The organism is Herbaspirillum huttiense (assembly GCF_004367745.1).
GTDB classification, from domain to species: Bacteria; Pseudomonadota; Gammaproteobacteria; order Burkholderiales; family Burkholderiaceae_D; genus Herbaspirillum; species Herbaspirillum huttiense.
The window spans coordinates 5,509,600-5,533,332 of the sequence record NZ_CP037993.1; the positions used below are offsets into that span (position 1 = coordinate 5,509,600).

24 protein-coding genes are annotated in these 23,733 nt (G+C 63.6%); 17 read left to right on the plus strand and 7 right to left on the minus strand.

Annotated elements, in window-relative coordinates; genetic code table 11:
- Window positions 1-56 precede the first annotated feature (56 nt).
- Window positions 57-977 carry a 16S rRNA (cytidine(1402)-2'-O)-methyltransferase gene (gene rsmI / locus E2K99_RS24595; protein WP_134223903.1) on the minus strand — a complete coding sequence of 307 codons (921 nt, stop codon included), beginning with the start codon at window positions 975-977 and terminating at the stop codon, window positions 57-59.
- Between the two features lie 13 nt (window positions 978-990).
- Between rsmI and E2K99_RS24600 the strand changes: the two genes are divergently transcribed.
- The 6 genes from E2K99_RS24600 (at window position 991) to E2K99_RS24625 (ending at window position 5,407) form a co-directional block, all read left to right on the plus strand.
- Complete coding sequence (locus E2K99_RS24600; RefSeq protein WP_134223904.1) at window positions 991-2,256, plus strand: penicillin-binding protein activator; 1,266 nt, start codon at window positions 991-993, stop codon at window positions 2,254-2,256.
- Window positions 2,257-2,263: 7 nt separating this feature from the next.
- On the plus strand, window positions 2,264-2,632 hold the full coding sequence (locus tag E2K99_RS24605) for a YraN family protein (protein ID WP_134223905.1): 369 nt from the start codon (window positions 2,264-2,266) through the stop codon (window positions 2,630-2,632).
- Window positions 2,633-2,755: 123 nt separating this feature from the next.
- Entirely contained in the window at window positions 2,756-3,352 is a 597-nt protein-coding gene (locus E2K99_RS24610) for a phosphoheptose isomerase (RefSeq protein WP_039782952.1), read from the plus strand.
- Entirely contained in the window at window positions 3,345-4,004 is a 660-nt protein-coding gene (locus E2K99_RS24615) for a BON domain-containing protein (RefSeq protein ID WP_039782950.1), read from the plus strand. Before E2K99_RS24610 ends, E2K99_RS24615 begins: the two co-directional genes overlap by 8 nt.
- Before the next feature lie 166 nt (window positions 4,005-4,170).
- A complete protein-coding gene (locus E2K99_RS24620; protein WP_134223906.1) occupies window positions 4,171-4,695 on the plus strand; it encodes a peroxiredoxin family protein in 525 nt (174 codons plus the stop codon).
- Between the two features lie 211 nt (window positions 4,696-4,906).
- On the plus strand, window positions 4,907-5,407 hold the full coding sequence (locus E2K99_RS24625) for a LapA family protein (protein ID WP_034340000.1): 501 nt from the start codon (window positions 4,907-4,909) through the stop codon (window positions 5,405-5,407).
- Between the two features lie 90 nt (window positions 5,408-5,497).
- Here the strand turns inward: E2K99_RS24625 and pyrE are convergent, their stop codons facing one another.
- Window positions 5,498-6,157 (minus strand): orotate phosphoribosyltransferase, encoded by a 660-nt coding sequence (pyrE, locus tag E2K99_RS24630; RefSeq protein ID WP_008333588.1) that lies wholly within the window; start codon window positions 6,155-6,157, stop codon window positions 5,498-5,500.
- Between the two features lie 174 nt (window positions 6,158-6,331).
- Here pyrE and E2K99_RS24635 point away from each other — a divergent pair, with 174 nt between their 5' ends.
- Window positions 6,332-7,108, plus strand: coding sequence for an exodeoxyribonuclease III (locus tag E2K99_RS24635; protein ID WP_039790188.1), 777 nt, complete (start codon window positions 6,332-6,334; stop codon window positions 7,106-7,108).
- A 237-nt stretch (window positions 7,109-7,345) separates the two neighbouring features.
- On the opposite strand, the gene E2K99_RS24640 is transcribed toward E2K99_RS24635, so the two are convergent.
- The 3 genes from E2K99_RS24640 to dprA all read right to left on the minus strand — a co-directional run bounded on the left by E2K99_RS24640 (window position 7,346) and on the right by dprA (window position 12,135).
- On the minus strand, window positions 7,346-10,024 hold the full coding sequence (locus tag E2K99_RS24640) for a DNA topoisomerase III (RefSeq protein WP_134223907.1): 2,679 nt from the start codon (window positions 10,022-10,024) through the stop codon (window positions 7,346-7,348).
- Window positions 10,025-10,426: 402 nt separating this feature from the next.
- Entirely contained in the window at window positions 10,427-10,903 is a 477-nt protein-coding gene (locus tag E2K99_RS24645) for a Smg family protein (RefSeq protein WP_034339991.1), read from the minus strand.
- An 86-nt stretch (window positions 10,904-10,989) separates the two neighbouring features.
- The gene (dprA, locus tag E2K99_RS24650) at window positions 10,990-12,135 is read right to left on the minus strand and encodes a DNA-processing protein DprA (RefSeq protein ID WP_205703732.1); all 1,146 of its coding nucleotides are present in this window, start codon (window positions 12,133-12,135) and stop codon (window positions 10,990-10,992) included.
- A gap of 303 nt (window positions 12,136-12,438) precedes the next feature.
- Here dprA and def point away from each other — a divergent pair, with 303 nt between their 5' ends.
- Window positions 12,439-12,957, plus strand: a complete 519-nt coding sequence (gene def, locus E2K99_RS24655; RefSeq protein ID WP_039790192.1) for a peptide deformylase — start codon at window positions 12,439-12,441, stop codon at window positions 12,955-12,957.
- Between the two features lie 108 nt (window positions 12,958-13,065).
- On the opposite strand, the gene E2K99_RS24660 is transcribed toward def, so the two are convergent.
- The gene (locus E2K99_RS24660; RefSeq protein ID WP_134223909.1) at window positions 13,066-14,130 is read right to left on the minus strand and encodes an MBL fold metallo-hydrolase; all 1,065 of its coding nucleotides are present in this window, start codon (window positions 14,128-14,130) and stop codon (window positions 13,066-13,068) included.
- Between the two features lie 130 nt (window positions 14,131-14,260).
- Between E2K99_RS24660 and E2K99_RS24665 the strand changes: the two genes are divergently transcribed.
- The 9 genes from E2K99_RS24665 to E2K99_RS24705 all read left to right on the plus strand — a co-directional run bounded on the left by E2K99_RS24665 (window position 14,261) and on the right by E2K99_RS24705 (window position 23,294).
- Window positions 14,261-14,674 carry a MerR family transcriptional regulator gene (locus E2K99_RS24665; protein ID WP_008333608.1) on the plus strand — a complete coding sequence of 138 codons (414 nt, stop codon included), beginning with the start codon at window positions 14,261-14,263 and terminating at the stop codon, window positions 14,672-14,674.
- Window positions 14,675-14,787: 113 nt separating this feature from the next.
- Entirely contained in the window at window positions 14,788-15,972 is a 1,185-nt protein-coding gene (locus E2K99_RS24670) for an isovaleryl-CoA dehydrogenase (protein ID WP_039790199.1), read from the plus strand.
- Between the two features lie 41 nt (window positions 15,973-16,013).
- A complete protein-coding gene (locus tag E2K99_RS24675; protein WP_134223910.1) occupies window positions 16,014-16,616 on the plus strand; it encodes a 2-hydroxychromene-2-carboxylate isomerase in 603 nt (200 codons plus the stop codon).
- Window positions 16,616-17,032: a YchJ family protein gene (locus E2K99_RS24680; RefSeq protein ID WP_034339977.1), complete on the plus strand. Its 417-nt coding sequence runs from the start codon at window positions 16,616-16,618 to the stop codon at window positions 17,030-17,032. Before E2K99_RS24675 ends, E2K99_RS24680 begins: the two co-directional genes overlap by 1 nt.
- 80 nt (window positions 17,033-17,112) lie before the next feature.
- The gene (locus E2K99_RS24685) at window positions 17,113-18,747 is read left to right on the plus strand and encodes a carboxyl transferase domain-containing protein (protein ID WP_134223911.1); all 1,635 of its coding nucleotides are present in this window, start codon (window positions 17,113-17,115) and stop codon (window positions 18,745-18,747) included.
- Window positions 18,748-18,769: 22 nt separating this feature from the next.
- Window positions 18,770-20,785 carry an acetyl/propionyl/methylcrotonyl-CoA carboxylase subunit alpha gene (locus E2K99_RS24690; RefSeq protein WP_134223912.1) on the plus strand — a complete coding sequence of 672 codons (2,016 nt, stop codon included), beginning with the start codon at window positions 18,770-18,772 and terminating at the stop codon, window positions 20,783-20,785.
- A 10-nt stretch (window positions 20,786-20,795) separates the two neighbouring features.
- Window positions 20,796-21,725: an MBL fold metallo-hydrolase gene (locus tag E2K99_RS24695; RefSeq protein WP_134223913.1), complete on the plus strand. Its 930-nt coding sequence runs from the start codon at window positions 20,796-20,798 to the stop codon at window positions 21,723-21,725.
- Between the two features lie 98 nt (window positions 21,726-21,823).
- Window positions 21,824-22,333: a YbaK/EbsC family protein gene (locus E2K99_RS24700; protein ID WP_134223914.1), complete on the plus strand. Its 510-nt coding sequence runs from the start codon at window positions 21,824-21,826 to the stop codon at window positions 22,331-22,333.
- A 52-nt stretch (window positions 22,334-22,385) separates the two neighbouring features.
- Window positions 22,386-23,294 (plus strand): hydroxymethylglutaryl-CoA lyase, encoded by a 909-nt coding sequence (locus E2K99_RS24705; protein ID WP_134224236.1) that lies wholly within the window; start codon window positions 22,386-22,388, stop codon window positions 23,292-23,294.
- A gap of 46 nt (window positions 23,295-23,340) precedes the next feature.
- Here E2K99_RS24705 and E2K99_RS24710 read toward each other — a convergent pair whose 3' ends face one another.
- Complete coding sequence (locus E2K99_RS24710; protein ID WP_134134215.1) at window positions 23,341-23,712, minus strand: hypothetical protein; 372 nt, start codon at window positions 23,710-23,712, stop codon at window positions 23,341-23,343.
- Between the last annotated feature and the right edge of the window lie 21 nt (window positions 23,713-23,733).

A 23,733-nucleotide genomic window follows, 5' to 3' on the forward strand; every position in this document is an offset into this window, starting at 1 on the left:
CCGCAAAAACCTTCATTTGATCGCAAAAACCGGCCGAACCGGGGGCCTGTGCGGCGTCAGGCGTCCTCGTCCTCATCCGCTTGCGCGCCTTGGCGGATCTGCAGGGCGCGTTCATACAAGGCGTTCTTTTTGTGGCCGGTGATCTGCGCGGCCAATGCCGCGGCCTGCTTGACCGGCAACTCTTCCAGCAGGATACGCAAGACGCGTTCGCCCTCGGCATCTTCCCCCTCGACCGGCTGCGCCCCTTCCAGCAAGACCACGAATTCCCCGCGCTGGCGGTTGGCATCCTGCTCCAGCCAGGCCACGGCCTCGCCCAGCGGGCAGCGGTGGATGTGTTCGAAGAGTTTGGTCAGCTCGCGCGCCAGCACCACCTGGCGGGTGGGGCCGAAGACCTGCAGCATGGACTGCACGGTCTCGACGATGCGGTGCGGGGCTTCATAGAACACCAGCGCGGCCTGCAGCGCCACCAGTTCCTGCAAGGCGGTCTCACGCTGGCGGGTCTTGGCTGGCAGGAAGCCGACGAAGTGGAAGCGGGCATCGGTCAGGCCCGAAGCCGACAAGGCCGTCACCGCCGCCGAGGCACCGGGCAAGGCGATGACCTGGAACCCTGCGGCGCGCACGGCGTCCACTACACGGGCGCCGGGGTCGGAGATGGCCGGGGTACCGGCGTCCGAGACCAGGGCCACGCGCTGGCCGGCCTGCAGGCGTTCGATGATCTTGGCGGCGGCTTCGCGCTCATTGTGTTCGTGGGTTGCCAGCAACTGCTTGGAAAGGCCATAACGCTGCAGCAACTGGCTGGTATTGCGGGTATCCTCGCAGGCCACCGCGTCAGCAATGGCCAGCACATGCAGGCCGCGCAGGGTGATGTCGCAGACGTTTCCGATGGGCGTGGCCAGCACATATAATGCCGACACCGGATAGCTTTGCTGGGCGGCATCCTGCAGGATGGAGGCGGCGACGCTGGAATTCTGATTCATTGGAGGGGGCGGGATGTTCACAAGTTGGAAGAAAATGACCGCGCAAGCGGCCCTGCTGGCAGGCATGCTGGCACCATGGATGATGCCGGCTGGCGCCGCAGCAGCCGACAGTGTACCTCTGCTGGCCCAGGCTGCCACGACTGGTGCGGCCGACCCTGCCCCGCTGGCCCTGCCGCCGGGCACCTCCCCCGAGATGGAATCAGCCGCCATCGGCGCACCCGCCGTCCCGCCGCCACCCGCAACCCCGACACCCGTCCGCGTGGCCCTGCTGCTGCCCTCGCGCAGCGGTGCCTTCGGCGCGGCTTCCGATGCCGTGCGCACGGGCTTCCTGACGGCCTATTCGCGCCAGAAGGAAAATATCCAGCTGGCCATCGTCGAGACCGGCGACTCCGCGCCTGACATGCAGCGCGCCTATGACGACGCGTCCGCCAAGTTCGACATCGTGGTCGGCCCGCTCTCGCGCAGTGCCGTCACCGCCGTGGCGCAGAGCGGGCGCGTGAGCAAACCCACGGTGGCGCTGGCGCAGCCCGACATGAATGGCGAAACCGAACTGCAGTTGCCGCCGCAGATGCTGGCCGTGGGCCTGTCCATCGACGAGGAAGCACGCCAGGTCGCCAACTGGGTCGAGAAGGAAAAGGCCCCCGGCAAGATTTTCGCCATCTCCACCGGCACCGCCTGGCAGAAGCGCGCCGCCCGCTCCTTCCAGCTGCGCGCGCGCCAGCTCGGCCTGCAGGTGGAAACGCTGGAACTGAGCACGCCCTCCAACGCCCTCTCCGCGCCCGGCCTGGCGCAACTGGCCAAGCGCGTGGAACAGGAAAAGCCGGCCCTGATCTTCGTCGCCCTGGATGCGGCGCAGACCGTGCAACTGCGCAGCGCCGTCGGCAACGAGCTGCCGCTGTACGGGACTTCGCAGATCAATCCCTTCACCCTCAAGCGCGACAACCCGAATGACAAGCTGCCCGAACTCGATGGCGTGCGCCTGATCGACATCCCCTGGCAGTTGCAGCCGGACAACGTGGCCGTAGCCCGCTACCCGCGCCCTGCCGTCAATGACAACGAGCGTCCCAATCCCGACCTGGCGCGCCTGTACGCGCTGGGCATCGATGCCTACCGGGTGGCCTGGGGCATCGCCCAGAAGCAATCCGGCTTCGACATCGACGGCGTCACCGGCCGGCTGAACGTGAACATGGTCAGCGGCGGCACCACCTTCTTCCAGCGCCAGGAAACCCAGGCGGTCTACCAGGATGGCTGGCCGGTGCCGATGGCCGACCAGTACTGAGGCCATCGTGGCGCCAGGCAACCTGCTACGGCGCACGGCGCGCCAGCGTACCGGGGACGATGGCGAAGACCGGGCGCTGGCCTACCTGCAGGCGCAGGGCCTGCAGCTGGTGCAGCGCAATTTTCGCTGCAAGGGCGGCGAGATCGACCTGATCCTGCGTGAGGGCAGCACCATCGTCTTCGTGGAAGTGCGCGCCCGCGCCAGCAGCGCCTATGGCGGTGCGGCCGCCAGCGTCACGCCGGCCAAGCAGCGGCGCCTGCTGGTGGCCGCCCAGGTCTGGCTGCAAGGACAAGCGCGCCTGCCGGCCTGCCGCTTCGACGTGGTGACGGTGGAAGGCGGCCAGTTGCAGTGGCTGCGCAACGCCATCGAGGCTTGAACAGCGGACGGTTTGGCGCGACAGCGGGCCGCTGGCGTATCATGTGCGACCGGATTCCGGAAACTTCTCTTTACGAATTGCCCGGACTTGGCCGCGTTCAAGTCCTCTATAATCGCAGGCACTATGACAAATCCCCGCATCCTCGCCCATTTCCAGGAAAGCGCCGACCTGAAGATGAAGGCCGCCAGTGTTCTGGCCCAACCGATCGAACAGGCGATTGAACTAATGTTCACTGCACTGTCGAATGGCAACAAGATTCTTGCCTGTGGCAATGGCGGATCGGCCGCCGACAGCCAGCACTTCGCCGCCGAACTGGTGGGCCGCTTCGAACGTGAGCGCCTGCCGCTGCCGGCCCTGGCGCTGACCACCGATACGTCCATCCTCACCGCCGTGGGCAACGACTACAGCTACCAGGAAATCTTCTCGAAGCAAGTCCAGGCCTTCGGCCAGGCCGGCGATATCCTGCTGGCCTTCTCGACCTCGGGCAATTCGGGCAACATCCTGGCCGCCATCGAAGTGGCGCACGAACGCGACATGCGCGTGGTGGCCCTGACCGGCAAGGGTGGCGGCAAGATCGGCAAGATCCTGACCGACGCCGATGTGCATATCTGTGTGCCGCATGAACGCACTGCGCGCATCCAGGAAGTGCATCTGGTGTCGCTGCACTGCATTTGCGACGGTATCGACGTCGCGCTTTTTGGAGATGATGCGAATGAATGATGCACGATCCTTGTTGACCCGCCTGCGCCGTCCGTTGGCGGCCGTGGCCCTCGGCGGCATGGTGGCCCTGAGCCTGCAGGGCTGTTTTGCGGTGTTTGCCGGCGGTGCGCTGGCCACCACCTTCGCCGCCACCGACCGCCGCACCCTGGGCGCGCAGACGGAAGACAAGTCCATCGTGGTCAAGGGCGAAGCCCGCATTCCCGAAGTGGTGGCTTCTGGCTCCCACGTCAACGTAACGGCCTTCAACCGCAAGGTGCTGCTCTCGGGCGAAGTGCCGGACGAAGCCTCCAAGGCCGCCGCCGAGCGTGAAACCAAGGCCATCCAGAACGTCGATACGGTGTACAACGAACTGGAAGTGGGCCCGTCGTCCAGCTTCGGTTCGCGCTCCAGCGACGCACTCATCACCAGCAAGGTCCTGGCCAGCCTGGTGGACGACAAGACGCTGTACTCCAGCGCCTTCAAGATCACCACCGAGCGCGGCATCGTCTACATGCTGGGCCGCGTGACCCAGCGTGAAGGCCAGCGTGCGGCGCAGATCGCCAGCGGCGTCTCCGGTGTGAACAAGGTCGTGACCCTGTTCGAATACATCACCGAGGACGAACTGAAGGACTACCAGCGCAAGCCGGCCAGCGAGAACAAGTCCACCAGCTGATGGCAGCTGCGTAGCTGATGCAGGTCAAACCGCCGGCGAGTCCGGCGGTTTTCACGTGCAGGGGCCGCCCGCAGAATTCTGCGGCGAGGTCTATAATGCTTCAGTTCAACGAGGCTGCCGTATGCAGTGGCAGGCCTCTTCCCGCAGTCCGGATCCGGAGTTTCCCATGCAAGCACAGGCCAACGCGCCCAAGAGCGGTCTCATGATCAAGCTGGCAGCCGTCCTCGTGGTGGCTGCAGTCGCCGCCTTCGCCTATTTCAAGCTCAATGCCGGCAATGCCGCGCCCGACGTCACGTTCACCAAGCTCGATGGCCAGCAAGTTGCGCTGAAAGACCTGCGCGGCAAGGTGGTCATGGTCAATTTCTGGGCCACCAGCTGCACCACCTGCGTGGGCGAGATGCCGCAAATGATCGACACCTACAACAAGTTCAAGGACCGTGGCCTGGACTTCGTGGCCGTCGCCATGAGCTATGACCCGCCCAACTACGTGCTGAACTACACCGAAACCCGCAAGCTGCCCTTCAAGGTCGCGCTGGACCCGCAGGACACGCTGGCCAAGGCCTTCGGCGACGTCAAGCTGACCCCGACCACCTTCGTCATCGGCAAGGATGGCAACATCATCAAGCGCTACGTCGGTGAGCCGCAGTTCGCCGAATTGCACCAGTTGCTGGAAAAGGCGCTGGCGGCCTGAGCCCGTACCGCTCGCCCCTCCCTCTTGAAAGCCGGCTTGATGCCGGCTTTTTCATGTCCGCCGCTGATGGCAGATGACAGGATGACAAGGGCAAGGAACATCCCCGCCCTTGCCGCAGTCCAAGAAATTCATATTGTCGCCAAGACAAGCACCTTTTGATGCCAGTGCCTGCCGACATCCTGGACAACATCGACAACACAAGGAGGCCGTCATGAAATTCCGGACCATTTTCCTCATCGTGCTGCTGGCGCTGGTCGCCATCTTCGCCGCCGTCAACTGGACGGCCTTTACGGCCACGACCACGCTCTCGCTGATCTACACCGAATTCCAGGCACCGCTGGGCGCGGTGATGCTGGGCGTGGTGGTGGTGCTGACGGCCTTCTTCCTGCTCTACATCCTGGCCCTGCAGACCAGCGTGATGCTGGAAAGCCGCCGCCTGACCAAGCAGCTGGAAGCCCAGCGCGCCCTGGCCGACCAGGCCGAGCATTCGCGCTTCAATGACCTGCGCGGCTACCTGAAGACCGAGCTGGAACAGCTGCAGCGCCGTCAGACCGAACAGCAAACCCTGCTGGCACAGCGCCTGGATGCCTTGCAACGCGACATCCACCAGCGCGTGGAACAGACCGAGAACGCCGTCGCGGCCCAGGTCGGGGAGCTCGATGATCGCCTGCAGCGCCAGCGCGTGACCACCGTGCCTCAGAATTTGGCATAAACCTTCCAACGCGCACGCAAAAAAGGCTGGAACCTCGCGGATCCAGCCTTTTTCTTCATTTAATGCCTTTTAGCGGCATTTCCAGGGCACTTAGACGCCGTAACGGGTCCGATACGCTGCCACCGCATCCTTGTACTGGCTCAGGCGGGCATCGCCGCCATTGGAGATGTACTCGAAGAGGTCATTGAGGTTGCCGATGGAGATGACCGGCATGTCGTACTCGCGCGCCACTTCCTGCACCGCCGACAGTTCGGAGAGCGCGCCATCCTTGCCCGAGCGCTCCATGCGGTCCAGCGCGATCAGCACGGCGCAGGGGGTGGCACCGGCGGCGCGGATCATGTCCACCGACTCGCGCACCGAGGTGCCGGCCGAGATGACGTCATCGATGATGACGACCTTGCCCTGCAGCTTGGCGCCGACGATGGTGCCGCCTTCGCCGTGGTCCTTGGCTTCCTTGCGGTTGAAGGCGAAGGGGACATTGCGGCCCATGCCGGCCAGCGCCACCGCGGTGGCCGAGGCCAGGGTGATGCCCTTGTAGGCGGGGCCGAACAGCATGTCATATTCCACGCCCGAATCCTGCAGGGTCTGGGCGTAGAAGCGGGCCACCTGGGCCAGGGTCGCGCCCTCGCTGAAGAGGCCGGCGTTGAAGAAGTAAGGCGAGGTACGGCCCGCCTTGGTGACGAATTCGCCAAAGCGCAGCACGCCGGCCGATACCGCGAATTCGATGAATTCCTGTCTCAAGTTGCTCACAATGCATTTCCCGGGAAGAGTCAAAACGGAAGGTGCGGACCGCGCCCGCTTGCCGCCAGGCAAGGCAGCGCGGTGGCAAAGCCTTCATCAGGCCGCCATTTTAAATGATTCATCCTATCGGTTATGCTACCGGCCTGATTGAACACACTTCTGCAGCAAGCAAACAGGACATCCATGCCAAAAATCGTCTCCGCCAACCTCAACGGAATCCGTTCGGCCGCCAAGAAGGGCTTCTTCGAGTGGCTGCAAAAGGAAGCGCCGGACTTCGTCTGCGTGCAGGAACTGAAGGCCCAGGCGGCCGACATGACCGAAGACTTCCTGGCCCCGGCCGGCTATGTCGGCCATTTCCACTATGCCCAGAAGAAGGGCTACTCGGGCGTGGGCGTCTACAGCCGCCGCCAGCCGGACTCGGTGCGCATCGGCTTCGGCAATACCGAATTCGATGACGAAGGCCGCTATGTCGAATGCGACTACGGCGACCTGACCGTGATCTCGCTCTATGCGCCCTCGGGTTCCTCCAGCGAGGAACGCCAGGAAGCCAAGTTCCGCTTCATGGAAGCCTTCCTGCCGCACCTGATGGAGTTGGAAAAGAGCGGTCGCGAAGTGGTCATCTGTGGCGACTGGAACATCGCCCACAAGGAAATCGACCTGAAGAACTGGAAGAGCAACCAGAAGAATTCAGGCTTTTTGCCGGAAGAACGCGCCTGGATGACGCGCATCTTCGACCAGCTGGGCCTGGTGGACGTGTATCGCCGCCTGCATCCGGAGACCACCGGCGAAGCCTACACCTGGTGGAGCAACCGCGGCCAGGCCTGGGCCAACAACGTGGGATGGCGTATCGATTACCACGTCTCCACGCCGGGCATTGCGGCCAAGGCGGTGAGTGCAGCGATCTACAAGGAACAGCGCTTTTCGGATCATGCGCCGTTGACGGTGGTCTATAGCGACTGAACAACCGCCGAAAAATCTCCCACCACCCGTTCGGGCTGAGTAGCGGCGCAGCAGGGTATCGAAGACACGCCGAATGTGATCCAGCGAGCGCCCCTTCGACAGGCTCAGGACTGGCTTCGATACGGCCCTACGGGCCTACTCAGTCCGAACGGGTCGTGGGTGAAGCGTCGTGCATAAAAAAACAAAAGGCCTCGCACCGAACAGTGCGAGGCCTTTGTCGTTTTCGGCCGATGGAAATCAGGCGTCCGGAGCCGCAGCCTTCTTCGGCGTCGCCTTGCGCAGGGCCGGCTTCTTGGCCGCTGCCGCCTTGGTCTTGGTGGCCGTGGTCTTGGCCGCCGTCTTGGTCGCCGTCTTCTTGGCGGCCGGCTTGGCTACAGCCTCGTCGGCACCGTCATCGGCGTCCGCTGCGGCAGCCTTGCCCTTGGCGGGAGCTTTGGCCTTGCGTTCCTCGAACTCGAAGCTGATCCTGCCATCCTTGCCGCGCACCAGGAAGGCCTTGAAAGGCCGGCGCGTCCGTTGCGAGATGAAGCCCGGCAGCAGGTCGGTCTTGCCGTCGTTGAGGAGCTTGGCCATCTGCTCCGGCAGGATTTCCTGCTGCAGGATGATGCGGCTGCTGCGGAAGTCGCAGGCCTTGGGCTTGGCCACGGTCTTCTCGCAGACATAGGCCAGGCCCATTTCGTAGACGCCGCTGCCGCACTTGGGGCAGGCGCCCAGCGGGGTCTGCTCGCTGAAGTCCACCGGCTCGCCGCCTTCGCCATCGGCCTGGTCCTGGCCGAAGTCGAATTCCAGCTTGAAGTTCTTGATCTCTTCGTCGCGCGAAATCTTCAGGATGGCCGCAAACGGACGGCCCATCTTGGAACGGAAGCCCTGCAGCGGACCGATGGTGCGGTTCTGCAGCAGCTCTTCCACTTCAGCGATTTCGAACTGGCGGCCACCGGGCACCTTGCTCATCGAGAATTCGCACTTGGTGCAGGCGAAGCGCCGGTAATTTTCCTTCACCACGCCACCGCAGTTGGGGCAAGGCGTCTGCAGGGTCGCATAGTCGCCGGGGATGGTGTCGTTGTCGTATTCCTTGGCGCGCTTGACGATGATCTGGGTCATCTGCGCGATCTCGCGCATGAACTCGTCACGGCTGATCTTGCCGCGCTCCATCTGGGCCAGCTTGTGTTCCCACTCGCCGGTCAGTTCGGGTTCGGTCAATTCATCCACACCCAGGCCGTGCAGCAGCGTCATCAGCTGGAAGGCCTTGGCGGTGGGCATCATTTCGCGGCCTTCGCGCAGCAGGTACTTTTCGTTCAGCAGGCCTTCGATGATGGCCGCGCGCGTAGCCGGCGTGCCCAGGCCCTTGCCGGCCATGGCTTCGCGCAGCTCATCCGAATCCACCAGCTTGCCCGCGCCTTCCATGGCCGACAGCAGCGTGGCTTCGGTGTAGCGGGCGGGCGGCTTGGTGACCAGGCCATTGGCGGTGACCTTGTCGGTCTTGACCTTCTCGCCCGGGGCCACGGCCACCAGGTTGCCGCCGCCTTCCTTGTCCTTGTCATCTTCCTCGACCTGCTTGCCGTAGATGGCCAGCCAGCCGGGGTTGATCATGACTTTGCCTTCGCTCTTGAACTGGTGGCCCGACACTTCCGTGAAACGGGTGGTCACCTGGAACTCGGCCGGCGGGAAGAACACCGCCATGAAGCGGCGCGTCACCAGGTCGTAGAGCTTCTGTTCCGGCTCCGACAGGTTCTTGGGCACCTGGGTGGTCGGGATGATGGCGAAGTGGTCGCTGATCTTGGTGTTGTCGAAGATGCGCTTGTTCGGCTTGACCCAGCCTTGCTTGAGGATCTGCTTGGAGAACTGGTGGTAGTTGTTGTTCTCCGCCAGCGCCTCCATGGTGTCCTTGACCGTGTTGATGTAGTCCTCGGGCAGGTGGCGCGAGTCGGTACGCGGATAGGTCAGCACCTTGTGCTTTTCATACAGCGCCTGGGCCAGGCCCAGGGTGTTCTTGGCCGAGAAGCCGAAGCGCGAGTTGGCCTCGCGTTGCAGGCTGGTCAGGTCGAACAGGCCCGGCGACATCTGCGTGGTCGGCTTGGATTCCTCGGTGACATTGCCCGGCTTGTCGCGGCAGGCGGCCACGATGGAGTCGGCAGCCGCTTTGCTCCATAGGCGCTCGGGGCGCTTCTCGGGATCGGCTTCATCCTTCTTGTGGCCCTTGTCCAGCCAGCGGCCCTTGTAGATGCCGGCGGCGCAGACGAATTCGGCGTGCACTTCCCAGTAGTCGCGCGGGATGAACTTCTTGATCTTCTCTTCACGCTCGACCACGATGGACAGGGTCGGCGTCTGCACGCGGCCCACGGTGGTGAGATAGAAGCCGCCTTCCTTGGAGTTGAAGGCGGTCATGGCGCGGGTGCCATTGATGCCGATCAGCCAGTCAGCTTCGCTGCGGCAGCGCGCGGCATTGGCCAGCGGGAGCATTTCTTCATCATCGCGCAGATGGGAGAAGCCCTCGCGGATGGCGCCGGGCGTCATCGATTGCAGCCACAGGCGCTTCACCGGCTGCTTGGCCTTGGTGTATTGCGCGATCAGGCGGAAGATCAGTTCACCTTCGCGGCCCGCGTCACATGCGTTGATGAGGGTGGTGACATCCTTGCGCTTGATGAGCTTGGAGAGCACCTTCAGGCGCGACTCGGTCTTGGCGATCGGATTGAGCGCAAAGTGCGGCGGAATCATCGGCAGGTGGGTAAAACTCCACTTGCCGCGCTTGACGTCGTATTCCTCGGGGACTGCGATTTCCAGCAGGTGACCGACGGCCGAGGACAGGATGTACTCGTCGGATTCGAAATACTCATCGTGCTTGGTGAAGCCGCCGAGCGTCTTCGCGATGTCGTTCGCGACAGAGGGCTTCTCGGCAATGATGAGGGTCTTGCTCATAGGTATGGGTCTCGGTAGTGAGAGGTCAGTTGCTGGCGTGCTGCGGGAGTTGCATCAGCCTCACGTGGGGCCGGACTGCTCCGAAACAACACCATGCCATCCCAGGCGGTCAACGATAGGCGGCGGCAAGCTACGCAAGTGGCCGGCGTTTCATTGCCTGTGGACAACGGAATTTTTATATAGTAGCCAATATCGGGCCAATGCGGGGGAATGATAAGCGTGATGCAAATGAAACGGCAAGCACAAGGGCTTGCCGTTTCATTGATTCATGCGCTTTCGCCGGCTTTTATGTTCATTCATGCCGAAATGGCTTGAAATGAAGCAACAGCACGGGGATGCGGCGTCAGCACGTTGTCAGCAAGGCTCCCTCCCAGCCCTGTCGCTCGTGCCAGGCCGGTGCGTTCAGTGCAGCAGGCGCGGTTCGGTATCGTCTTCGTCGAGGAACAGCTCCTCGAACATCAGGCCGTCCGGTTCCTTGCCCTGGCTCCACAGCACCATCAATACGATGACCTTGAGTTTTTCCAGGGTGATCGGCGCTTCACCGGCGGCCAGGGCGCGCTCGATGACGATCTCGCGCTGGATCGGGTCCAGCATCTTGGCCGATTCGAGGAACTGGATGAAACCGATGGCTTCCACGCCCAGAATGTCACTTTCCTGCGTCGCATAGATGCGCGTACCGAAGGAAAAGGCGGTCTGTCGGGGATAGTTGTCGGCGAATTCGTGATTGGCGACTTCAAGATCAGTCAGCCATCCGAGTGCCTGGGAGATTTCATCTTCTTCGAAACCGATCGCGGACAACTTTTTGACGAGCGCCTCGGGTTCGGGGCAGGCATCAGGGCGATAGTAGGTTTCGTACAGGTAAACGAGGACATCAAACATGTTCGTACTCTATCGCGAAGGTTATGAATGTACAAGTCAGCCAAGGCCAGTATGGCAGGATTTGCGGCGCTGCGGGGATAATTTCTTCACACGATGCGACGATAACGTGCACCCGGCAGCAGCTCCACCCAACCCTGCAGTTCCAGGGTTAGCAAACTCCCTGCCAGGCCCGCTGCATCAAGGCCGCAGCGCAACGCGAGGGTATCGGCATCGACCGGGTCATGGCCCAGGCTCTGCAATAACTGTTGGCTTGCCGCATCGAGCTCTTCCATGGCGCGCGATGAAGTTGCCTGCACGACAGCTTGCTGCTTCGGCAACGTCGACCAGCCGGGCAGCTCATCGAGAATATCCTGCGTGGTCTCGACCAGCTTGGCCCCTTGGCGGATCAGCTGATGGCAGCCTTTGGACAGCGGCGCGTGGATCGACCCCGGAATGGCAAACACATCCCGCCCCTGCTCGGCCGCCATGCGCGCGGTGATGAGCGAACCCGATTGCGCCGCCGCTTCCACCACCAGCACGGCGCGCGAGATGCCCGAGATCAGGCGGTTGCGGCGCGGAAAGTTGGCTGCCAGCGGCGGCGTGCCCAGCGCATATTCGCTGACGATGCAGCCGCCCTCGGCGATGCGTTGTGCCAGCGCGCGATTGCGCTGGGGATAATCCAGGTCGATGCCGGTACCGATGACCGCCACCGTCGAGCCCGGCCCGGCCAATCCGCCGGCATGGGCCGCTGCGTCGATGCCCAGCGCCAGCCCCGAGACGATGGTGATGCCCGCACGGCTGAGCTCCTCGGAGAACCGGCCCGCATGCTGCACGCCCTGGGCCGTGGCATTGCGGCTGCCCACCACTGCCAGCGCATTGCCCGACAGCAGTGCCGGATTGCCGCGGACGTAGAGCAACAAGGGAGGATCGGCAATCTGCAGCAATCCCGGCGGATAGCTTGCATCGGCCAGCGTGATGACGGATTGCCCCGGCACCTGCGCCCAGGCCAGCGTGGCGGCGATGCGCTCGCGCTGCTGTGCGGTCGGCGCGCACACCAGGCGGGCCGCCACCGGGGCCGGCACCACCGCCCGCAAGGCCCCCTGATCGGCCTGCCAGATACCCTGCGGCAAACCGAACACCGCCAGCAGCCGGCGCGCCAGCACCGGCCCGATGCCGTCCGTCATGGCCAGGCGCAGCCAGGCGGCCAGTTCTGTGGCCGGATCGGCAATAGTGTCGTGGAAAGGCTCTTGCATGAGGATAGATGAAGTGTTGTACATCGGCCGCCCGCTCAAGGCCGTGCGGCGCGGCTCTCCGGGCGGGCCTGTGGCGGGCTGTGATACACTTTTCCAAAAAACGGGAATCTCCTGGCCGCCGCGCCACGCCGCACAGGCCTGCCAGGACCGGCATTGTGCGGTGGCCGTGCTTGAAGCGTCGCGCTTCGGCCGCATTTACATGACAAATCCCGAAATGAATTTCCCGCACGCTCGCAAAATGACGAGATCCGGCCCGAACCAGGTCCCCCGAGACCGAACCCCAAGCTTACCGAGAACACACGTATGGCCCTGCTGAACATCCTCCGTTATCCCGATCCGCGCCTGCACAAGGTCGCGGTCCCCGTGACCGTCTTCGACGAGCGCATCAAGAAGCTGGTGGCCGACATGGCCGAGACCATGTATGCCGCCCCCGGCGTGGGCCTGGCCGCCAGCCAGGTGGATGTGCATGAACAGGTGGTGGTCATCGACGTCTCCGATGAGGGCAAGAACCTGCAGGTCTTCATCAACCCCGAGATCCTCTGGGCCAGCGAAGAGAAGCGCGTCTATGACGAAGGCTGCCTGTCGGTGCCCGGCATCTACGATGGCGTGGAACGTCCGGCCCGCGTGAAGGTGCGCGCTTTTGATGCCGACGGCAAGGCCTTCGAGGTCGATGCCGATGAGCTCTTGGCCGTGTGCATCCAGCATGAGATGGATCACCTGAAGGGCAAGGTCTTCGTCGAATACCTGTCGCCGTTGAAGCGCAACCGCATCAAGACCAAGCTGCAGAAGGAAGAGCGCGAGATGAAGAAGAAGGCGGGCTGACGCACTGCCCACATCCGCGATAAAAAATAACGCCGGCCGGGTCATCCCCGCCGGCGTTTTTCATTGATGCGTCACTTGCATCAATACCACCGATTGATGCAAGAAGGCTTACACCGCCACAAACCGATACACCCCATCCTCCCCCAACAAGCGCTTCACCGCGCCGTCAACCCAGAGCTTGTGCAAGTGCGCGACCGCCTCCCCCAGTGCAAAGGACAGCTGATGCGTATCCAGCGGCCGCTTGAACATCACCGGCAGGATATCCACGCCCGTCTGCGGTGTGGCACAGGCCGCCAGCACTTCGGCCAGACGCTCGCGGTGATGGTCGTTCAACTGCTGGATACGGGTATGCAAGCCACGGAAGGGCTTGCCATGCGAAGGCAGCACCAGCACATCGCCCGGCAGGTGCGCGTATTTCGCCAGCGAATCCAGATACTGCTGCACCGGATTGCTCTCCGGCTCGATCGCAAACACCGATACATTGGTGGAGATGCGCGGCAAGACCATGTCCCCCGAAATGAGCACATTCAGCGCCGCGCAATACAGGGAAACGTGCTCCGGCGAATGACCGAATCCGGTAATGATTTCCCAGTCGCGTCCGCCGATGCGCACCGCGTGGCCATCCTGCATGCGGTGATACGCGTGCGGCACCACCGGCACCAGGTCCTGGTAATACGTATTGCGCCCCTGCAGCGTCGCCACCGTCTCGGGATCCGCCAGGCCATGCCGCTGGAAATGCGGCGTGGCCGCCGTGCCCTCGGCCCCCGGCAAGGCCGCCGACATCACGCGCGCAAAAGCGTAATCACCGGTACTCATCCACAGCGGTGCCTGCCAGCGCTGGCACAGCCAGTCGGCCAGGCCTACGTGATCGGGATGGCAATGCGTGACCAGCACGCGCAGGATGGGCAAGCCATCGAGTTCTTCAGTGAAGATGCGCTCCCAGGCCGCGCGCGTATCGTCGGTGGCGATGCCGCAATCGACCACGGTCCAGCCGCGCTGGCGGCCTTGCGGGGTGTCGAGCTCGTCTTGCAGCAACCACAGGTTGATGTGATTCAGCGCAAAGGGCAGCCCCATGCGCAGCCAGCGCACGCCCGGTGCCACCTCCATGGTGTGGCCGGTGTCGGGCAGGGTGTCGCCGAAGGCGTAGTCGAGCTGGGATTCAAGAGCGTTCATCAGTAAGCCTGGCGATCATCAAGAGGGAGGTCAAAGGCGTCGCACCAGCCCTGCATTTTTTGCTGGACGACAGGGCACAATATACTTTACGTTAACGTAAAGTGCCAGACCAACCCAATCCATCCCGTCCATGCCTACCTACACCATCACCGAACTGGCGGAAGAATTCGCGATCACGCCGCGCGCGATCCGGTTCTACGAAGACCACGGCATCCTCAATCCCAAGCGCGAGGGGGTGGGCGGTCGGCATCGCGTCTATCCGGCGCGCGAACGCACGCGCCTGAAGCTCACGCTGCGCGGCAAGCGCCTGGGCTTCACACTGGCCGAAATCAAGGACCTGATCGACATGTACGAATCGCCCAAGGATACGCAGCCGCAGCTGCAGCGCTTCCTGGGCCTGCTGCAACAGCATCGCGAAAAACTGGAACAGCAGCGCGAAGACCTCGAACTGACCCTCTCCGAAATCGCCGCCCACGAAGAGGAATGCCGGCAACTGCTGGCCGATGCCAAACCGAAGAGCAAACGCAAGGCGGTAGCGGCCTGACGCAAACGGCATTTCGCAACGCGCAGACCGCCTTCATTGACGTTAACGTCAAGCAACAGCAATCGTTCCACATCACAACAAGAATTCCCCAAACACCCAACGAGGAGACACCCATGATCCATCTGCCCGGCCTCAATTTCGACCATGGCGAAGACATCGCCGCCCTGCGTGAAGCGGTTGCCGCCTTCGCCCAAACGGAGATCGCTCCGCGCGCAGCCGAGATCGACCGCAGCGACCAGTTCCCCATGGACCTGTGGAAGAAGCTGGGCGACCTGGGCGTGCTGGGCATCACCGTCGGCGAGGAATACGGCGGGGCCGGACTGGGCTACCTGGCGCACATCATCGCGATGGAAGAAATCTCGCGCGCCTCGGCGTCGGTGGGCCTGTCCTACGGTGCGCACTCCAATCTGTGCGTGAACCAGATCAAGCGCAACGGCAACGAAGAGCAGAAGCGCAAGTACCTGCCCAAGCTGATCTCGGGCGACTTCATCGGTGCGCTGGCCATGTCCGAACCCAATGCCGGTTCGGATGTGGTGAGCATGAAACTGCGCGCCGACAAGAAGGGCGACCGCTACGTGCTCAACGGCAGCAAGATGTGGATCACCAATGGCCCCGATGCCGACGTGCTGGTGGTCTATGCCAAGACCGATCTCGACGCCGGGGCGCGCGGCATGACCGCCTTCCTGGTGGAAAAAGGATATAAAGGATTTTCCGTCGCGCAGAAACTGGACAAGCTCGGCATGCGCGGTTCCCACACCGGTGAACTGGTGTTCCAGGATTGCGAAGTCCCCGAAGAAAACGTATTGGGCGGCGTCGGCCGTGGCGTCAACGTGCTGATGTCGGGCCTGGACTTCGAGCGCAGCGTGCTCTCCGGTGGCCCGCTGGGCATCATGCAGGCCTGCATGGATGTGGTGGTGCCGTATGTGCATGACCGCAAGCAGTTCGGCCAGGCCATCGGCGAATTCCAGCTCATGCAGGGCAAGCTGGCCGACATGTATTCCACCATGATGGCCTGCAAGGCCTACGTCTATGCGGTCGGCCAGGCCTGTGACCGTGCCGACAGCGCGGACAAGGTACGCGCCCTGCGCAAGGACGCCGCCGGTGCCATCCTCTACTCGGCCGAGAAGGCCACCTGGATGGCGGGTGAAGCGATCCAGTCGCTGGGCGGCAATGGCTACATCAACGAATATCCCGTGGGCCGCCTGTGGCGCGATGCCAAGCTCTACGAGATCGGCGCCGGCACCAGCGAGATCCGCCGCATGCTGATCGGCCGCGAACTGTTTGCCGATACGCTGTAAGCGCCCTCCCCTCTTTTGAAACTCCAAACACAACGGACATCATGAGCACACCCATCGATTTCTACTTCGACTTCAGCTCGCCCTACGGCTACTTCGCTGCGGTCGAGATCGACAAGCTGGCTGCGAAATACAGCCGCAGCGTCAACTGGCATCCCATCCTGCTGGGTCCCATCTTCAAGGCACTGGGCACCAATTCGCTGGCCAACATTCCGGTCAAGGGCGACTACTCGCGCCACGACATGGAGCGCACCGCGCGCTTCCACAATATCTTCTACAAGGCCCCGAGCCAGTTCCCCATCGGCACGCAAGTCGCCGCACGCGCCACGCTGTGGGTGCAGCAGACCCAGCCGGCCAAGGCGGTGGACCTGATCAAGACCTTGTACAGCGCCTACTTCACCGAAGACATCGACATCAGCGTGCCCGAAAACGTGCTGCGCATCGCCGCCGACAACGGCATCGACCGCGCAGCACTGGAAGCGGCGCTGGGTACGCCCGAACTGAAGGAGCAGCTGCGCGCAGCCACCGAAGCGGCCGGCAAGGCTGGCGTCTTCGGCTCGCCCTTCATGATCGTCGATGGCGAACAATTCTGGGGCTTCGACCGCTTCACCCAGCTGGAAGCCTTCCTCAAGAACGGAAAGATCTGATGAGCACCAAGAAAGACAAGTCCGGCCCCTGCCCCTGCGGCCAGCCCAGCTTCGAGAAATGCTGTGGCCGCTTCATCACCGGTGGCCAGGTGCCGGCCACGGCCGAGCTGCTGATGCGCTCGCGCTATACCGCCTTCGCCCTGCGCGACGAAGCCTACCTGCGCGCGACCTGGTTCCCGGACACGCTGCCGGAAGAAGAGCTGACCAGCGAAACCGACGTCAAGTGGATCGGCCTGGACATCAAGAAACACCAGCACGCCAGCGGCAGCGATGAAGCGACCGTCGAGTTCGTGGCGCGCTTCAAGGTGGGTGGCAAGGCGCACCGCCTGCACGAGATCAGCAACTTCGTGCGCCAGCCTGACGACAGTGGCCAGGCCCGCTGGTATTACGTGGACGGGCGCTTCCCGGAGGACTGACGTTTTCTGCACCATGCACCGCTGCACCAGCGCCGGTGCGGCCGACAGCACAACAAGAAACTGAACAGAGAGACCAAACCATGCCGCAGATTGAAAGCAAGCTCAACCCGCGCAGCGAGGAATTCCAGCACAACCGCGATGCCATGCAGCGCATCGTCGACGACCTGCGCCAGAAGGTAGCGGCCATCGCCGAAGGCGGCGGCCAGGCCGCGCGCGAGAAGCACGTGGCACGCGGCAAGCTGCTGCCGCGCGACCGGGTTCAGAGGCTGCTGGACCCCGGCACGCCCTTCCTGGAATTCTCGCAGCTGGCCGCCTACGGCATGTACCGCGAGAAAGACCGCGAAGGCAACCTGAAAGATGCGGCCCCCTCGGCCGGCATCATCACCGGCATCGGCCGCGTGGCCGGGCAGGAGTGCGTGATCGTCTGCAACGATGCCACCGTCAAGGGCGGCACCTACTATCCGATGACGGCCAAGAAGCACCTGCGCGCGCAGGAGATCGCCGAATTCAATCACCTGCCCTGCATCTATCTGGTCGACAGCGGCGGGGCCAACCTGCCCAACCAGGATGAGGTCTTCCCCGACCGCGATCACTTCGGCCGCATCTTCTACAACCAGGCCAACCTGTCGGCCAAGGGCATTCCGCAGATCGCGGTGGTGATGGGCTCCTGCACTGCAGGCGGTGCGTATGTACCGGCCATGAGCGATGAGTCCATCATCGTCAAGGAGCAGGCCACCATCTTCCTGGCCGGGCCACCGCTGGTCAAAGCGGCCACCGGTGAAGTGGTGACGGCTGAAGAACTGGGCGGCGGCGATGTCCACACGCGCCTCTCCGGCGTGGCCGATCACCTGGCCCAGGACGACACCCATGCCCTGGCCATCGCGCGCAACATCGTCAGCCACCTCAACCGCCGCAAGCCGCAGCAGTTGGCGCTGCGCGAGAGCGTGGAGCCGAAGTATCCGGCGCAGGAACTGTATGGCGTGATCCCGACCGATACGCGCAAGCCCTTCGATGTGCGCGAGGTCATCGCCCGCATCGTCGACGGCAGCGAGTTCGATGAATTCAAGGCGCGCTACGGCACCACGCTGGTGTGCGGTTTCGCGCACCTGCACGGCATGCCGGTGGGCATCATCGCCAACAACGGCATCCTGTTTTCGGAAGCCGCCGAGAAGGGCACGCACTTCATCGAACTGTGCTGCCAGCGCAAGATCCCGCTGATCTTCCTGCAGAACATCACCGGCTTCATGGTCGGCAAGAAGGCCGAGAACGAGGGCATTGCGCGCCATGGTGCAAAAATGGTCACGGCCGTCTCCACCGCCAAAGTGCCCAAACTCACCGTCATCATCGGCGGCAGTTTCGGTGCGGGCAACTATGGCATGTGCGGCCGCGCCTTCTCGCCGCGCTTCCTGTGGATGTGGCCCAATGCGCGCATCTCGGTGATGGGTGGCGAGCAGGCCGCCAGCGTGCTGGCTACCGTCAAGCGCGACGGCATCGAAACGCGCGGCGGCAGCTGGAGCGCCGAAGAGGAAGCCGCCTTCAAGGAGCCCATCCGCGCCCAATATGAAACCCAGGGCCATCCGTATTACGCCTCGGCGCGCCTGTGGGACGACGGCGTGATCGATCCTGCCGATACCCGCCAGGTATTGGCGCTGGGATTGTCGGCCGCCCTGAACGCCCCCATCGAAGAGACCCGATTCGGCGTCTTCCGCATCTGAAGCGCGCCACCGAGGAGACACCATGTTCACCAAGATCCTGATCGCCAATCGCGGCGAAATCGCCTGCCGCGTGGCCGCCACCGCCCGCCGCCTGGGTATTGCCACCGTGGCCGTCTATTCCGACGCCGATGCACAGGCCAAGCACGTGGCCGCCTGCGACGAGAGCGTGCACCTGGGCCCGGCCCCGGCCAAGGAAAGCTATCTCTGCGCCGACAAGATCATCGCCGCCGCACTGGCCACGGGCGCGCAGGCGATCCATCCCGGCTACGGTTTCCTGTCGGAGAACGCAGGATTCGCCCAGGCCTGCGCCGACGTCGGCCTGGTCTTCATCGGCCCGCCGGCCTCGGCCATCGATGCCATGGGCTCCAAATCCGCCGCCAAGGCCTTGATGGAAACGGCCGCCGTACCGCTGGTGCCGGGCTATCACGGCCAGCGCCAGGAGAGCGATTTCCTGCGCGCCGAAGCCGACCGCATCGGCTACCCGGTGCTGCTCAAGGCCAGCGCCGGTGGCGGCGGCAAGGGCATGCGCGTGGTCGAACGCAGTGAAGATTTTGAAGCGGCACTGGCCTCCTGCAAGCGCGAGGCGATCTCCAGCTTTGGCGATGACCGCGTGCTGGTGGAGAAATACCTGACCCGTCCGCGCCATATCGAAATCCAGGTCTTTGCCGATGGCCATGGCAATTGCGTCTATCTCTTCGAGCGCGACTGCTCGGTGCAGCGCCGCCACCAGAAGGTGCTGGAAGAAGCCCCGGCCCCCGGCATGAGTTGCGGCCGCCGCGCCGCCATGGGTGAGGCGGCCGTTGCGGCTGCCCGTGCGGTTGGCTACGTCGGTGCCGGCACGGTGGAATTCATCGCCAACCAGGATGGCAGTTTCTACTTCATGGAGATGAACACGCGCCTGCAGGTCGAGCACCCCGTCACGGAAATGATTACCGGACTGGACCTGGTGGAGTGGCAATTGCGCGTGGCCTCGGGCGAGCCGCTGCCGCTGAAGCAGGAGCAGTTGCGCATCCAGGGCCATGCCATCGAGGCGCGCATCTATGCGGAGAATCCCGAGAAAGGTTTCCTCCCCGCCATCGGCACGCTCACCCGCATGCGCAGCGCCCCTGCAGTAGAATTCACGCTGGCCGCACCCGGCGCCACGCAACCGGCGGCCGTGCGCATCGACGCTGGCGTGCGCGAGGGCGATGCCATCTCGCCCTTCTATGATCCGATGATCGCCAAACTCATCGTCTGGGGTGCGGACCGTGATGCGGCCCTGCGCAACATGGCGCGTGCGCTGGCGCAATACCAGGTGGTCGGACTGGCGACCAACATCGGCTTCCTGCAGCGGCTGATTGCAGGCCAGGCATTTGCGACGGCCGATCTCGATACCGGCCTGATCGAACGTCACCGCGACGCGCTCTTCCCTCCCCCGGTTGCGCCCACGACCGACACGCTGGCCCTGGCCACCGCAGCCCTGCTGCAACAGGAGCAGCGCCATCAGGACAGCCGCGATCCCTGGGCACAGACCAGCGGCTGGCGACTCAATACCCGCCTGCAACGCAGCCTGAATTTCGAGGATGACTCAGGCAACAGCGAAGTCCGGATCGACTACGCAGGCGACGGCCGGCAATGGCAATTGCAGATCGGCGGCAACACGCACACGCTGGCCCTGCATGCGGCCAACTCCGACAGCGTGCGCATCTCCCTGGACGGCCGTACCCTGCAAGCCGATGTGGCCTGGGAAGGCGAAGGGCTACACCTCTTCGATGGCCGCAGCCAGCACAGCCTGCGCCTGCTCGACCCGATGGCCCACGCCGGCCATGCAGAGGCCGAGGGCGGACGCCTGACCGCGCCCATGCCCGGCAAGATCGTCGCGCTGCTGGTGGACCAGGGCGCGAGCGTCACGCAGGGCACGCCGTTGCTCATCATGGAAGCCATGAAGATGGAACACACCATCGCCGCCCCCTCGGCCGGCACAGTGGAAGCGATGCGCTACGCGGTTGGCGACCAGGTGGCCGAAGGTGCGCAGCTGCTGGACTTCAAGGCCGCTTGAGCAGCGCGCCGTGAACACGTCCGCACTGCGCCTGCCCCCCTCGCTGCACGTACTGGAGCGGGGCTGGCTGTCGTCCAACAACGTGCTGCTGTTCGGCCGCGATGAAGTCGCCATGATCGACAGCGGCTACGTTGCCCATGCCGAACAGACGCAGACGCTGGTGCGCCACGTCCTGCACCAGCGCGGGCGTGAGCGGCTCGATGTGCTGCTCAATACCCATCTGCATTCGGACCACTGCGGCGGCAATGCCGCCCTGCACGCCGCCTATGGCTGCCGCATTGCCATCCCGGCTGCCGAGGATGCCAAGGTGCGCCAGTGGGACGAAGACGCCCTGAGCTACCGCGCCACCGGCCAGCGCTGTCCGCGCTTTACGCACGATCAGTTGATCCGCAGCGGCGACGTGCTGCGCCTGGGTGATCTCGACTGGACCGCCCTGGCCGCGCCCGGCCATGACCCGCATGCGCTGCTGCTGTATTGCGCGCAGGAGGGCGTGCTGATCTCGGCCGATGCCTTGTGGCGCAATGGATTCGGGATCATCTTCCCGGAGCTGGATGGCGAATCCGGTTTCGAAGAAGCGCGCGCCACGCTGGAGCTGATCCGCAGCCTCGATGTGCGCACCGTGATTCCTGGCCATGGCGCGCCCTTCACGGAGGTGGACGATGCGCTGGAAAAGGCCTTCTCGCGGCTGGATTATCTGCAGGCCGATCCGCTGCGCAATGCGCACAATGGCATCAAGGTCCTGGTGAAATTCCTGCTGCTGGAACGCGGCCGGATTGCACTGGCGGACTTGCCGACGATGATGCGGGAGATCCCCTTGTTACGCATCACCAATGCGCGCTTCCTGCAGATGGAGGATGCAGCCCTGGCCGACTGGTGCGTAGCGCAACTGCAGAAGGCGGGAGCCGCCGCCAGCGATGGCGTGTTCCTGCTGGATCGCTGAATGCGGGCCTGCGCGGCAGAGGGGGCGGGGGTGCTGTTATCATTTCCGGCTTGTCCTGCTGCCGGCCTTGCGCCTCCTAGTCAAACGCCATGAACGCCATGAACGAACCTGCTGCCGCCCTGCCCTCTTCCGCCCAACGTGTTGCCGACCTGCTGGCGGCGATGGGCCATGACAAACCGGTCACGATGCTGCCCTCGACCGGCCGCACCTCTGCCGAAGCCGCTGCGGCCGTGGGCTGCAGCGTGGCCGAGATTGCCAAGTCCATCATCTTCCGCCGAGTCTCTGACGGTGCGCCGGTGCTGGTCATTGCCAGCGGAGCCAACCGGGTGGACGAAGCCAAGGTCACCGCCCTGACCGGCCCGCTCGGCAAGGCCGACGCCAAGTTCGTGCGCGAGACGACCGGTTATGCCATCGGCGGCGTCTGCCCGATTGGCCACGTGGTCAAGCCGGTGATGCTGATCGATCAGGACCTGTTCAACTTTGACAGCGTCTGGGCGGCGGCCGGCCATCCGCATGCCGTCTTCAACCTCACGGCCGCGCAGCTGGAGAAGATGACCGGCGGCACGGTGGCCGATGTGCGTCTCGATGCCGCGCCGGCGGCCAGCTGAACTGTTCTACAGCCATCCACGCAATACAACACCCCCAACGGAGACCCGCATGATGAGCCTGCCCAAGAAAGTGAAGATCGTTGAAGTCGGACCGCGCGACGGTTTGCAGAACGAGAAGGAAACCATTTCCGCCGAGGTCAAGGTCGAGCTGGTCAACCGGCTTTCGGCGGCGGGTTTTCCGAATGTGGAGGCGGCTTCTTTCGTCTCGCCCAAGTGGGTGCCGCAGATGGCGACTTCGAGCGAGGTGATGCACGGCATCTCGCGCAAGCCGGGCGTGGTGTATTCCGCGCTGGTGCCCAACATGAAGGGCTTCGAGGCGGCGCTGGAGGCGGGGGTGGATGAGGTGGTGATTTTCGGGGCGGCCTCGGAGGCGTTCTCGCAGAAGAACATCAATTGCTCCATTGCCGAATCCATCGAACGTTTTGCCGAAGTGGCCAAGGCCGCCAAGGACCACCGCAAGCGCCTGCGTGCGGCGGTGAGTTGCGCGTTCGGATGTCCGTACCAGGGTGAGGTGCCGCTGGACGCGGTGGCCGACGTGGTGCGGCGTTTCCGCGAGCTGGGCTGTGACGAGATCGATATTGCCGACACCATCGGCGTGGCCACGCCGGGCAAGGTGCGGCCGGTGATGGAGACGGCGATCCGTGAATTCCATATCGAAGGCTTGTCGGGTCACTTCCACGATACCTATGGGCAGGCGCTGGCCAATATCTATGCCAGTCTGCAGGCGGGCATCAGCATCTATCACGCGTCGGTGGCGGGGCTGGGGGGATGTCCTTATGCCAAGGGCGCGACTGGCAATGTGGCGACCGAGGATGTGCTGTACATGATGAACGGGCTCGGGATCGAGACCGGGATCGACCTGGATGCGGTGGCCGAGGCAGGACAGTTCATCTCGCAGCAGTTGGGACGCAAGTCGGTGAGCAGGGTGGGGAATGCGTTGGCGGCCAAGCGGGTGGGGTGAGACGGGGCGCTGGTCTTGCTGCGCCTCGTTGTTCCAGCACAAGCATTCAAAAATCCGGGAAGTGCATCGCGTGGATCTCTAATTCACTTTCCAATGGGATAGCAGCGTGCCCGTTCTTGATATCGTATAAAAATTGGGTGGGCGGACTGATGCGCAAGCGGCGCACGTAATGGGCCATCGTGTCTTGCCACGCCCATTTTCCGTTCGTCCTCAGAGACAGGGTACCTGCCACCTCGTCTGAATTCACGCAGGACATGACCATTCCCGGGGAAGCAATCCAGACGGGGCAGCCATCAAGATAGTCCGCTACCTTCATCGCATCGGACGGCGAGAGAATGTCGTGTGGCACTTCTCGCAGCGATGGAAATTCCTCTCCGCAGTGCTCTTTCCAAAGTCCGAAACATTGGGACTTTTCCATGTGTCGCTTTCGAGTTTATGT